Raw genomic sequence first — 11,942 nt, 5'->3', positions numbered from 1 at the left:
TCGTCGCTCAGGGCCTCTGATTCCTGGTCCGGAGGCCCTGGGCTACGAGGGCGAGAGCGCCGAGAGCGGCCACCGCTCCGCCGTAGAGCAGCGCGGTCGAGTGCAGGCCGATCCGGCCGGCCAGGACGCCGGCGATCACGGCGGGGAGGCTGAACGCGGTGTAGGAGACGACCAGTGCCACGGCCTGGAGCTGACCGCGCTCGTGCGGGGCGGCAAGCCGGGCGAGAGTGCCGAACGAGGCCAGTGCCGCCGCACCGAACCCGGCACCGGAGACGATCGTGCCGAGCGCGCCGAGCAGAAGGTTCTCGGCGGACATCCCGGCGACGGCGATCACGCCGCCCGCGAACAGGCCGGTGCCGGCGAGGGCGAGGACCCGCGGGGTGGGCACGCCGCGCAGCAGGAACGAGGTGACCGCGCCGGTGCCGCAGATCAGCGTCACGACGAGGCCGCCGATCAGGTGGTCGTGCAGACCGAACGAGTCGGCCGCCACGGACGGGCCGAGCGAGAGGTAGAGACCACCGAGCGCCCAGCTGGCCACGATGATCGGGAGCAGCGCGAACACGTCGGCGCGCAGCCGGGCCGGGACACCGAGCCGCGGCGTCAGCGAGGCCACCGCGCCCGGCCGCCGGGTGGCGGTCTCCGGGAGGTACGCGACCGCGACCGCGGCGGCGGCCATGCCCAGCAGCAGGACGGCGAACACGAGGTGGGTCGGGAACGGCGCGTACTCGACCAGGATGCCGCAGCCGAGGGCGCCCAGTCCGAGGCCGGCGGTCGGCGCGATGCCGGTGATCAGGCCGGCGCGGGTCGGCGCGTGGGACGGGTTCAGGTCGATCAGGGCGGCGCCGAGCGTGCTCAGGGCGGCGCCTGTCGCCACACCCTGGACGATCCGGGCGGCTACCAGGGTGCCGACGTCGCCGGCCACCAGGAACAGGATCAGCGCGACCGACTCCAGGACGATGGCGCCGGCCAGCACGGGGCGGCGGCCGATGTGGTCGGAGAGGGCACCGAGAACGAGCAGCGTGCCGATCAGCGCGGCCACGTAGACGGCGAAGATCACGGTCAGCGTCGCCGCGGAGAAGCCCCACTGCCGCTGGTAGACGACGTAGAGCGGGGACGGCACGGCGGCGGCGGCCGCGAAGACGACCAGGATCGCGGCGATCGAGGCGAAGGCCGCGGGCCGGCTGAGCCGCCGTTCGCGTACGGCGGGCAGCACTTGGGTCATGGCGACACTCCTCAACTTGATCGCTATACAGACAGGTCTGTCTAGTCGCCCCTGACGGTAGACAGATCTGTCTGCTACCGTCAAGGCATGTCAGTCGCGTCACCCCGCAAGTCGGCCCGCGAGCGCCTCCTCGCCGCCGCGGACGAGCTGTTCTACGCCGAGGGCGTGCACTCCGTCGGCATCGATCGGGTGATCGAGCGCGCCGGAGTCGCGAAGGCGTCCCTCTACAGCGCGTTCGGGAGCAAGGACGAGCTGATCAGGGCGTATCTGAGAGGGCGGCACGAGAGCCGGCGCGCCCGCATCCTCGGCGGCGTCTCGCGATTCACCGACCCCCGGGATCGGCTGCTCGTCGTGTTCGACCTGCTCGCGGAGAGCGCCGGGAAGCCGGGATTCCGGGGGTGCGCGTTCTACAACGCGGGCTCGGAGGTTGACCCGTCGGGGGTCGTACGCGAGGAGGCCGACCACAACCGGGACTGGACGCGTTCCCTGTTCGCCGAGCTCGCCCGCGACGCCGGTGTTGCCGATCCAGCGGAGTTCGCCGAGGAGATGATCGTGCTGTACGACGGGGCGATCGTGGGGGCCCGGCAGGGCCGCGGGCCGTTGGCGGCGATCACAGCTCGGGCGATGGCGGCAGTTCTGCTGGACGCGGCCCGGCGGTAGGCGGTTTCAGGAACGGCCGCGCCGCCACGGCCACACCGACGGGCGCCGGAACGTCTCGGACAGTTGGTCGTCGACGACGGTCCGGACCCCGGCCAGGGCGATCGTCAGCATCTCCCGCAGCCCGTCGCAGGTGCGGCACGACTCCCGGTCGCAGTCCTGGCGGTGCTCGGTCGCCGTGACGACCAGCCGCTGGGCGATGGCGCCCGACACGTGCGCCCGCTGCGCCCAGGCCGGCCGTTCCGCGATGCCGGCCCGCCACTGGCGCACGTCCTCCTCGGTGACGCCGTAGAGCCCGGCGGCCTGGCTCACCAGCTTCAGCGCACTCTGAACATCGGCGTCACCCACGCGTGGAATGCTACCGGGTGGAAGTAAACGACGATCTTGACCGTCGCGAGCCGGCCGAGCTAGCTTTGGCCTCCACAAGTGAAAATTTCTCGCCGTTTCAGCCGCCGCGGGAGAGTCCCCGTCGCCGAGCGGGGCGCCGAAGGAGCAACTTCTCCCTCAGAATCTCTCAGGCCCCGGTACCGCAGCGGACAGGCGACTCTGGAAAGCCGGGACGGCGCTGTCCCGCGCCCACGGTGCAAGCCGCTGACCGCGGTGAACCTCTCAGGCCCCATGACAGAGCGAGGGAGGCACACCCCTTTTCAGCGAGGAGCCTCTCCGTGATTCCCCAGCACCTGCGATACAGCCGCGACCACGAGTGGCTCACCGACGACGAGACCGCCACGGTGGGCATCACCGCCTTCGCCGCGGACGCGCTCGGCGACGTCGTCTTCGTCGAACTCCCCGCACCCGGCACGGTCGTGACGGCCGGCGACCCGTGCGGCGAGATCGAGTCCACCAAGTCGGTCAGCGAGGTCTACGCACCGGCCGACGGTGAGATCGTCGAGGTCAACCCGGCCCTGGACGCCGAGCCCGGCCTGGTCAACAAGGACCCCTACGGCGCGGGCTGGCTGTTCCGCCTCCGGGTGACCGGCACACCGGCCCTGCTCAACGCCACCGGCTACGCCGACCTCCTCGACACCCCCTGACCCACGTGTGAAGTTCAGCCCACCCACACACCCCAACTCCACACGCAGCCGCTCCACCCCCGAGCGTGTGAAGTTCGGCCCACCCACACACCCCAACTCCACACGCAACCGCTCCACCCGCCGAGCGTGTGAAGTCGGGCCGCGTGAGGTGCCGGTCAGACTCCGTCGACGGTTGTCAGGTCGGTCAGGCCGGAGATGGTGAGTACCGGCGCGAGCAGCGGGCCGGCGCGCAGCTGGATGCGCTCGACGTGTTCGAAGAGGGCGGCCAGGCCGGCGCTGTCGATGTACTCGACCGCGGTCAGGTCGACGATCAGCGGGCCGGCGCCCACCTGGCCGACCGCCTCGGTGAGCGCTGACGAGAAGGTGGCCGCGTTGCTCATGTCGATCTCGCCGACCGCGGTCAGCGCCGGCGCGCCGTCCGGGCGGCGGCCGTGGAGAAGCCTGAGCTGGGTGGTCATCAGCTGATCCTCGCCTGCATCTCGACGGTGGTCCCGGCCATGCCGGTGGTGACGGTGAGCTCCTGCATCAGCGCCCGCATCAGCATGAGGCCCCGGCCCCGATGGGTCTCGGCGGCCGGCCGGGGCGCCTTCCACCGGCCGGTGTCCGTGATGACCAGCCGCAGGTCCTCGACGGTCGCCGCCGCCCGCAGCCGGATCGAGCCGCCGGGGGCGTCGCGATGGCCGTGCTCGATCGCGTTCGCGCAGGCCTCCCCCGCCGCGACCAGGACGTTCTGTGCGGTGACGCGGTCGACGCCACAGCGCTCCAGCCAGCCGCGCAGGGCGCTGCGCACCGGGGCGAGCCGGGTCGCCTCGGCCGGGAACTCCAGGTCCAGCGGAGCGGGGTGACGGTAGAGCAGCAGAGCGACGTCGTCGTCGTAGCCGTCGTCGGGTGCCAGCCGGTCCATCACGTCGGAGGCCAGGTCCTCGACCGGCGTCCCGCGGCCGGCCTGGATGGCGGCGGTGGCCCGCTCGATGCCGTCGGTCAGCGGCTGGCGGCGGCGCTCGACGAGGCCGTCGGTGTAGAGCATCAGGGTGGCCCTGGCCGGCACGGTGAACTCGGCATCCTGCCGTTCGGTGCCCGCCCGGATCGCGATCGGGCGGGACCTGCCCTGGTCGAGCAGGTGGGTGGTGCCGTCCGCGTCGACGACCACGGCCGGCGGGTGCCCGGCGCTGGAGTAGTGCAGATGCCCGGTGGCCGGGTCGAGCACGCCGCAGAACGCGGTGGCGCACGTGGCGCCGGGCAGCAGCGCGGCGAACCGGTCGAGCGCGGTCAGCGTCTTCGCCGGGCTGGTGTGCTCCAGCAGCAGCGCGCGGCAGGCGCTGCGCAGCTGGCCCATGACGGTCGCCGCCTGCAGGCCGTGCCCGACGCAGTCGCCGACGACGATGCCGATCCGGCCGTCCGGCAGCTCGATCGTGTCGTACCAGTCGCCGCCCACCTTGAGCGGCCGGGTGGCCGGTTCGTACCGGACGGCGAAGCCGGTGGGCAACTCGGCCGGGCCGAGGATGGCCCGCTGCAGTGCCAGCGCGGTCTCCCTCTGCTGGTCCAGCTGATACATCCGGCGCAGGCCCTGGCTGATGTGGCCGGACAGCAGCGCGAGCAGCGTCTGGTCCTGCTCGGTGAACGGGCGCCTCTCGCCCAGCTCGACCCAGAGCACCATGGTGCCCTCCGGGTGTTCGAGCACGATGCCGGCGCCGGCCGAGGTCTCCGCCACCGAGGTCAGCATCGGCCGGTCGCGCAGCGCGACGATGCTCTCCCGGCGCGCCTCCGGCAGGTTGCTCCACCGCAGCTCGGCGTCGGTCGCGCTGACCAGGACCTCGGTGGAGCCGTCGAAGACGGCCGCCAGCACGTACTTCGCCTGCCACAGCTCGCGCAGCTCGTCGAGGGCGCCGTGCAGGCCCTGCGTGAGGTCCTCGGCCTGGGACAGCCGCACGCTCAGGCCGGCCAGGGCGGTCTCCCGCTGGACCGCGAAGTGCTCGGCGGTGACGTCGCGGAACGTGCCCACGATGACGCGGCGGCCGCTGTCCGGGTCGATGACCTGGTTGAACGAGGCCGCGGCCCACAGCCGGTGGCCGTCGCGGTGGTTGACCGGGATGGTGTAGGTGCCCTGCGTGTTCTCCAGCAGGGCGGCGAACGCGTCGGAGACCTGCTGGAAAGCGTCCTCGTCCTCGCGCGGCCACCACGGGTGGATCGGCGGGTACGGCAGCGACTCCGGCCCGTACCCGAGGATGTCGGTGAACGCGGTGTTGATCTCGATGACCGCGCCGTCCTCGTCGCAGACGAAGAACGCCTCCTGCAACGAGTCGATCAGGGCGGTACGCCAGCGCGCGTGGTGCGTGCGCAGCCGGGCCAGCTCGACGTTCGCGCGGACCCGGGCGAGCAGCTCGGCGGCGGAGAACGGCTTGACCAGGTAGTCGTCGGCGCCGGCCTCCAGACCCTCGATCGAGGCCTCCTCACCGGCGCGGGCGGAGAGCAGCAGGACCGGGATCCCGGCGGTGCGCGAGTCGGCCCGCAGGGCGGCCAGCAGCTGCAGGCCGTCGAGGCGGGGCATCATGACGTCGCTCACGACGAGGTCGTACGCGTTCCCGCGTACCCTCTCCAAAGCCTCCTGCCCGTCACGGACCGCATCCACCTGGTGCCCCGCCGTGCGCAGAAGGCGCACCAGGTAGTCCCGCATGTCCGCGTTGTCGTCCGCGACCAGAACCTTCACGATGTCGGCGCCCGGCGCCGGCGAGGCGGGAACGACGGCGTCCGCCTCGGAGGCCGCAGCCGTGGAGGCGGAGGGCAGCCAGCGCAACGCCTCCTGCACGTAGGGATCGGCCGTGGCGGACAGCGCGAGCGAACCGGCCGCGGGTGCCAGCGCGCCGGGCGGCAGGTGGCTGGAGCCGAACGGGAGGGCGACGGTGAACGAGGTGCCCTTGCCGGCCACGCTGTCCGCGGTGATGACGCCGCCGTGCAGCCCGACCAGTTCCTTGACCAGCGCGAGCCCAATGCCGCTGCCCTCGTTGGAGCGGGAGCGGGCGTTCTCGATGCGGTGGAAACGCTCGAAAAGCCGCGGCATCTCGTCCTCGGCGACGCCGACGCCGGTGTCGGACACGGTGACGACCGCCAGGCCGTCCTCGGCGCGGACGGCCACCCGGACCGAGCCCTCGAAGGTGAACTTGAGGGCGTTGCTGAGCAGGTTGAGGACGACCTTCTCCCACATGCCGCGGTCGATGTGGACCGGCGACGGCAGCGGTGGGCAGTCCACTTCGAAGACCAGCCCGGCACGGTCGAAGGCGGAGCGGAAGGCGCTGGCCAGCTCGGCGGTGCTCTCGGCAAGGTCGACCGGCTCGTAGCGGGCCTGCATCCGCCCGGCCTCGATCCGGGAGAAGTCGAGAAGCGAGTTGACCAGCTTGCCGAGTCGCAGCGCGCTGCGGTGCACGACGTCGAGCTCCTCGCGGACCCGGTCGTCGGCGGGGCCCAGGTGGGTGCGGATCTCCTGCACCGGACCCATGATCAAAGCCAGCGGGGTACGGAACTCGTGGCTGATGTTGGAGAAGAACGCGGTCTTGGCCCGGTCGAGTTCGGCCAGCTCCTCGGCCCGGCGCTGCTGAGCCTGATAGCTGCGGGCACTCGCGATACCCGCCGCGACATGGCCGGCCGCCAGTTCGACGAAGCCGCGGTACGTGTCGTCCAGCGCGCGGTAGCGGTTCAGGGCGGCGACCAGGTAGCCGTACGGCGCACCGCCCTGCTGCAGCAGTGGCACCAGCAGCGCCTGCCGCGGCGGGTCGGGCCAGTCGCCGGTGGGCAAAGCCTCGTCGCCGAAGTCGCCGAAGTCGTCGAGGTCGACGAGTGCCGACGCGGCGGTGGGCCACGCGTGGCGTTCGCCGAGCTGTTCGGCGGCCCGGTGCCCGGCCGGGATGCCGGTGGCGGCGGCCAGCCGGGCCGTGCCGTCCTCGCCGAACAGGTACGTCAGGGTGAACGGCAGGTCCCGCTGGTTGCGGGTCAGCTGCTGCGCGGCGAAGTTGAGCGTCTCCTGCTCGGTGCGGATCACGCTGGGGTCCGAGCCGAGGTCGCGCAGCGTGGCCATCCGCCGCTCACCGATCACCCGGTCGGTCTCCTCGCTGACCACGCAGAGCATGCCGACGAGCGCGCCGTCGTCGTCGCGCAGCGGGCTGTAGGAGAACGTGTGGTACGACTCCTCGCGGTACCCCGAGCGCTCCAGGAACAGCAGCAGCGCCTCGTCCCAGGTCGCCTGACCGGTACTGAGCACGGTGTCGATGCGCGGGCCGATGTCGTCCCAGATCTCCGCCCACACCTCACCGGCGGGCCGGCCCAGCGCCCACGGATATTTGCGGCCGAGGGTGTCGCGCCGGTACGCGGCGTTGCAGAAGAACGTCAGGCGCGGACCCCACGCCATCCACATGGGGAAACGCGACGAGAGCAGGATGCTGACCGCAGTCTGCAGGCTCTGCGGCCAGGTGTCCGGCGGCCCCAGCGGAGTCGCCTCCCAGTCAACCGCAGCGAGATCCCGGCCCACCTCCGGGTCGACCGAGAAGACGTCGATGTTGCCTGACGGTGACCGATTTTGACCCGGGCTGCCCATCGCGGTGTCTGTTCTCCCTCCCGTGTAAGCGAACCGTAGCGTGCACAGCCGCGGCCCGCCTCACGAGAGGGAGTGAATTCGGTCAGCCGCGAGTAACGCCGAACTCCAGCACCGTCGAGGAGCGGTAGGTCTCCCCCGGGCGCAGCACCGTCGACGGGAACGCGGGCTGGTTGGGCGAGTCCGGGTAGTGCTGTGTCTCCAGGGCGAAGCCGTCACCCTGCCGGTACGTGCTGCCGCTGGTGCCGGCGAACGTGCCGTCGAGGAAGTTACCGGAGTAGAACTGCATGCCGGGCTCGGTGGTCGACACGGTCAGGGTGCGGCCGGTGACCGGCTCGGCGACGTGGGCGACCACGCGCAGGCCGTCACCGCGGAGCACGTAGTTGTGGTCGTACCCGGCGCCGTACAGCAGCTGGGTCTCGGCCGCGCGGATCCGCGCCCCGATCGCCACCGGGCTGCGGAAGTCCAGGGCGGTGCCGTCGACCGCTGCGATCTCACCGGTCGGGATCAGGCCGGCGTCGACCGGGGTGAACGCGTCCGCGTCGATGCGCAGCAGGTGACCGTAGACGTCGCCGGAACCCTCGCCGGCCAGGTTGAAGTAGCTGTGGTTGGTCAGGTTGACCACGGTGGGCGTGTCGGTGGTGGCCTCGTAGTCGATCCGGATCGCGTTGTCGTCGGTGAGCGTGTACCGCACCGACACCGGCAGGGTGCCGGGGAAACCCTGGTCGCCGTCCGGGCTGACGTGGGTGAGCAGGAGCGAGTCGTTCTCCGGTGCCGCCGACCAGATCCGCTGGTCGAAGCCGGGTGTGCCGCCGTGCAGGCTGTTCGGTCCGTTGTTGAGCGGCACCTGGTAGCCGGCGCCGTCGATGGTGAACCGCCCCTTCGCGATCCGGTTGCCGTACCGGCCGATGATCGCCCCGAAGTACGGCCCGGGATTGTTCACGTAACCCTCGACGGCGCCGAAACCCAGCGCCACGTTCGCGAGCACGCCACCGGAGTCCGGGACCTCGATCGACTGGATGATGCCGCCGTAGGTGAGCACGCGAACGCGCATGCCCCGCGCGTTCGTCAGCGTGTACCGGTCGACGGAGCCCTCGGAGACGGAGCCCCAGGCTTCTGAAGTGATTTCACGGTTAGGCACGGCGCGAGAGCATACCGTGACGAACAAGCCGTCTCTAGGTGTACGGCTCGTAGCCGAGCAGGCGGAGGATGCGCTTCCCGTCCTCCATCTGCAGAAACGGCAACAAATATGCGCTTTTGCGATGCCATTGCTCGAAGTTGACGATCGCCGCCGCGCTCGCCGGATCCGCCTTCATGAGGACATCGGCGACGAAATCCGGCGGAGCGGCCAGCAGCATCTTCGACGTGAGCTGCAGAACCTGATCGTTGTCGGCGAGATCCTCGAAAGACGCCAGCCACCGCAGGATCTCCCGTTGGCGCGCGGGCCGGAACCCCCTGATCACGGCGTCCAGCCACCCGCGATCGGCGGACATGGCGATCAACGTACCGGCGACGTCCCGTGACGGCAGCTCCTGAAGCTTCCACCGGGCGTTGTAGGCCATCGAGGGAACCGACCTGGCCCGCCGGCGGTCGTCGGCGGTGACTCGCAACTGCGGTCGCGGGGACGGTGGTTGCTGATGCCCGGCGGGGCGGGATCTCCGCAGTTCGGCGGCGTCGTCGTGACGCCCGGCGGCGTCCAGGAGGTCAGCGGCCAGCCCGTGGGTGACCGCGGCGGGAACCGGGTCGCCGGGCCGCATCAGGCCGAGAGCCTCGGTCAGCGCGGTCAGGCCGTCCTCCGCCCGCTGCCCCGCGTCCCGGCACGCGCGGGCGAACCGGATCAGCTGGTGGACCAGATCGAGCCGGTGACGCTCCTGGTTGATCCGGCCGAGCCGGCGGACGATCGCGGTCGCCGTCTCCTGCGCGTCGATCGCGCCCGGCCACCGGCCGAGGGCCCCGAGGATCTCGCCGTGGGTCGCGAGAGCCTGGGCCAGGTTCTGGTCGAAGGAGACGTTCAGGCCGGCCAGTTGCCGCAGGAAGCGGACGGCAGCTGAGGCGGCGGACTCCGCCTCCGCCAGGCGGCCCAGGGACTGCAGGGTCTTGGCCCGGCCCGTCAGGGCGGCGGCGAAGTCGCGTTCCAGGCCGGTGTCGCCGGCGATCGCGCGCAGCAGGTCGCCGGCCTCGTCGAGGGCGTCCAGGGCGTCGCTGCGGCGCTCACCCTCGCGGAGTTGTTCGGCCTGCTGGACCAGGGTGCGCACCAGGGTGAGCCGGTGCCGGGAGTCGCCCGCGACGAGGCGGCGCAGCCGCTGCAGTGCCCGGTGGCGGACCGACAGCGAGGAGGCGTGCCGGCCGGTGTGCCAGAGGGCGAGGCTGAGGTCGCCCAGGCAGGTGGCGACGTCCTCGACGGCCGGTTCGCCGCCGTCCCAGAGGCTCACCGCCTCGCTGAGCATCGCCGCCGCGTTCGCCCAGTCCCGCGCGCGGGCGTGGGCGCGGCCGGCCGTGCGCAGCGCCGACTCCAGCGGCGCGACCGGGGCGGGTGGACGGCGTGCGGTCGCGACGGCCCGGTCGAGGGCGGCCAGGCCGTCGGCGACGCGGCCCGAGTCGAGCAGGCGCCAGCCGAGTTTCTGCAGGAGGCGGGCGGCGCGTACCGGGTCGGTGGTGTCGCGGGCCAGACGTTCGGTGACGGCGGCGATGCCGGCGTAGAGGTCCTGCGGCGGCTCGTTCGGCAGGGCGGCCTCGATCGCCGCCAGCACGTCGAGGGGGATCATCGGCGCCGACGCGACGGCCGACAGAGCGGCGGCACCGGCCAGGAGGGCCAGCTCGGGCCGTTTCCGGAGCAGGGGTACGAGGTGGAGCTCGGCGAGGTGCGGCCATCGCCGGGCGGCCTCCACCAGCAGCGGCAGCGCGGTGCTCAGGTTCGGCGAGTCCTCGCTGGTCAGGGCGTTGAGGGCGGTCACGGCCCAGGAGTCGGCCCGGAACCCGGCGACAGCGTGTCCCGGTGTCTGCAGCGCCACGAAGTCCTCGGCCAGCCGGTCGGGGTAGAGCGGCTCGAGGCGGGTGGCCGGGTCGTGCGCCGGGTAGCACTTCTCGTGGTCGTCGAGCACGCGGGCGCCGTCGGCGATCCCGGTCGACTGCAGGGCGAGCAGCGCCGACGCGTGGTCGAGCGGGCGGGTCAGCGCGGCGACGTGGACGGCGCGGCCCATCACCTCCGGGGTGGACTCGACGCGGCGGTTGTCGTACATCGCCTGCCAGTGACTGCGCTCCCGGTTCAGCAGGTAGGCGGAGAGGTGACCCGGATCGGTCGGCGGGGTGTCGCCGTGCTTGGCCGCGAGCACGAACGCGAGCGCGGCCATGTGGATGGTCAGCACCGATCCCTCGACCTCGGGTGCCGGGCTGCCCGGGTCGGTGACGCCGAGGACCCGGGCGAAGTCGGCGCGGGCCACGTCGAAGGCGGCGCGCGAGCCGGCCGGCGTGGCGCCGAGCGGTGCCAGTTCGGCGCTGTCGGTGTGCGCGCCGAGCGACTGACCCAGGCGGTACGTCAGCGCGTGCCACCAGTTGCCGACCGGCCGGGCGAGCAGCAGCACCCGCAGCGCCGCCGTGCCGTGCAGCCGCCGGTCCAGGAGCAGGGCGAGCAGGTCCGAGAGCGGCCAGCGCTCCGCGTAGTCGACCACCACGAGGAGCCGCCCGGACTTGACCAGGGCCCTGCCGGCGGACACCTCGACCGGGACCGCCGCGACGTCACGGCTGTGCCGGGCCCGCAGCGTGATCCACCCGTCGGTCCGGCAGAGCTCGGCGAACCGGTGGGCGAGCCTGGTCTTGCCCTGCCCGGCGCCGCCGTGCAGGAGCCGGACCGCCACCGCCGTGGGGTCGTCCCGCCATGCCCTCAGCTCAGCGATCTCGTGTTCCCGGCCGGTGAAGCTGACCACCCGGTTGCCGGCGGTGAGCAGGCGGCTGGGCTGCTCACCGCTGTCCGCGGGCACCGGCCCGAACGACAGCTCGTCGATCAGGTGGGTGCCGATCCGCTGGTGAACGTGCAGGTCACCGTCCTGTACGGCATAGACCGCGGAATGGTCGTGACCGATGTTGATCTGCCGCGACGGCTCCTTACCGGTCATCGGGCGCAGCCGGGTCACCGATGATCAGGTTGCCGCCCTGCACCCCGTAGACGGTGCCGTCGCCCTCGGCCCGGTTGATCTGCTGGTTCGGTTGCTGCTGCGGGCGCGACGCCAGCCACAGCCCAGCGCCGCCGAAGACAACCGCGGCGGCGGCCCCGATCACGCTGGCCACTTTGTCGGCCGTGTCAAGCCCGGCCCGCGCGACCAGGAGGATCACCGCCCCGGCGGCGGCCACCGCCAGGCCCGCCAGGGCCGCAACTGCCCACCAGCGGCGCCGCCTCATCGCCCGATTCTATCGACAGCAGCCGCTGAAAGTCGTATGGTGCTTCTCCGAT

The 11,942-nt window shown here is 72.1% G+C and carries 9 protein-coding genes and 1 riboswitch; of the genes, 2 read left to right on the top strand and 7 right to left on the bottom strand.

Annotated features, from left to right (window positions below; all coding sequences use genetic code 11):
- Window positions 1-7: 7 nt before the first annotated feature.
- Window positions 8-1,222 (bottom strand): MFS transporter, encoded by a 1,215-nt coding sequence (locus tag AB0M02_RS20910; RefSeq protein ID WP_364229070.1) that lies wholly within the window; start codon window positions 1,220-1,222, stop codon window positions 8-10.
- A gap of 87 nt (window positions 1,223-1,309) precedes the next feature.
- On the opposite strand from AB0M02_RS20910, the gene AB0M02_RS20905 reads away from it, so the two are divergent.
- Window positions 1,310-1,882, top strand: a complete 573-nt coding sequence (locus tag AB0M02_RS20905; RefSeq protein ID WP_364229068.1) for a TetR/AcrR family transcriptional regulator — start codon at window positions 1,310-1,312, stop codon at window positions 1,880-1,882.
- A gap of 6 nt (window positions 1,883-1,888) precedes the next feature.
- On the opposite strand, the gene AB0M02_RS20900 is transcribed toward AB0M02_RS20905, so the two are convergent.
- Window positions 1,889-2,227 (bottom strand): hypothetical protein, encoded by a 339-nt coding sequence (locus AB0M02_RS20900; RefSeq protein WP_364229066.1) that lies wholly within the window; start codon window positions 2,225-2,227, stop codon window positions 1,889-1,891.
- 97 nt (window positions 2,228-2,324) lie between these two features.
- Window positions 2,325-2,419: riboswitch (glycine riboswitch) on the top strand.
- 125 nt (window positions 2,420-2,544) lie between these two features.
- Between AB0M02_RS20900 and gcvH the strand changes: the two genes are divergently transcribed.
- A complete protein-coding gene (gene gcvH, locus AB0M02_RS20895) occupies window positions 2,545-2,913 on the top strand; it encodes a glycine cleavage system protein GcvH (protein WP_364229064.1) in 369 nt (122 codons plus the stop codon).
- Window positions 2,914-3,068: 155 nt separating this feature from the next.
- On the opposite strand, the gene AB0M02_RS20890 is transcribed toward gcvH, so the two are convergent.
- The 5 genes from AB0M02_RS20890 to AB0M02_RS20870 form a co-directional block, all read right to left on the bottom strand.
- Window positions 3,069-3,371 (bottom strand): STAS domain-containing protein, encoded by a 303-nt coding sequence (locus AB0M02_RS20890; RefSeq protein WP_364229063.1) that lies wholly within the window; start codon window positions 3,369-3,371, stop codon window positions 3,069-3,071.
- A complete protein-coding gene (locus AB0M02_RS20885; RefSeq protein WP_364229061.1) occupies window positions 3,371-7,498 on the bottom strand; it encodes a SpoIIE family protein phosphatase in 4,128 nt (1,375 codons plus the stop codon). Before AB0M02_RS20885 ends, AB0M02_RS20890 begins: the two co-directional genes overlap by 1 nt.
- An 82-nt stretch (window positions 7,499-7,580) precedes the next feature.
- The gene (locus AB0M02_RS20880; RefSeq protein ID WP_364229059.1) at window positions 7,581-8,636 is read right to left on the bottom strand and encodes an aldose epimerase family protein; all 1,056 of its coding nucleotides are present in this window, start codon (window positions 8,634-8,636) and stop codon (window positions 7,581-7,583) included.
- 34 nt (window positions 8,637-8,670) lie between these two features.
- A complete protein-coding gene (locus AB0M02_RS20875; protein WP_364229057.1) occupies window positions 8,671-11,625 on the bottom strand; it encodes an ATP-binding protein in 2,955 nt (984 codons plus the stop codon).
- Entirely contained in the window at window positions 11,597-11,890 is a 294-nt protein-coding gene (locus AB0M02_RS20870) for a hypothetical protein (protein WP_364229055.1), read from the bottom strand. Before AB0M02_RS20870 ends, AB0M02_RS20875 begins: the two co-directional genes overlap by 29 nt.
- Window positions 11,891-11,942: the final 52 nt, after the last annotated feature.

The organism is Actinoplanes sp. NPDC051861 (assembly GCF_040681145.1).
Lineage (GTDB): Bacteria > Actinomycetota > Actinomycetes > Mycobacteriales > Micromonosporaceae > Actinoplanes.
Note: the sequence above shows the minus strand (reverse complement) of the source record. Positions and strands in the feature narration are given on the sequence as shown.

Excerpts from the sequence above, each read along its gene's own strand:
- AB0M02_RS20910 (WP_364229070.1), bottom strand. The coding sequence starts at position 1,222 with ATGACCCAAGTGCTGCCCGCCGTACGCGAACGGCGGCTCAGCCGGCCC.
- AB0M02_RS20870 (WP_364229055.1), bottom strand. The coding sequence starts at position 11,890 with ATGAGGCGGCGCCGCTGGTGGGCAGTTGCGGCCCTGGCGGGCCTGGCG.
- AB0M02_RS20885 (WP_364229061.1), bottom strand. The coding sequence starts at position 7,498 with ATGGGCAGCCCGGGTCAAAATCGGTCACCGTCAGGCAACATCGACGTC.
- AB0M02_RS20905 (WP_364229068.1), top strand. The coding sequence starts at position 1,310 with ATGTCAGTCGCGTCACCCCGCAAGTCGGCCCGCGAGCGCCTCCTCGCC.
- AB0M02_RS20890 (WP_364229063.1), bottom strand. The coding sequence starts at position 3,371 with ATGACCACCCAGCTCAGGCTTCTCCACGGCCGCCGCCCGGACGGCGCG.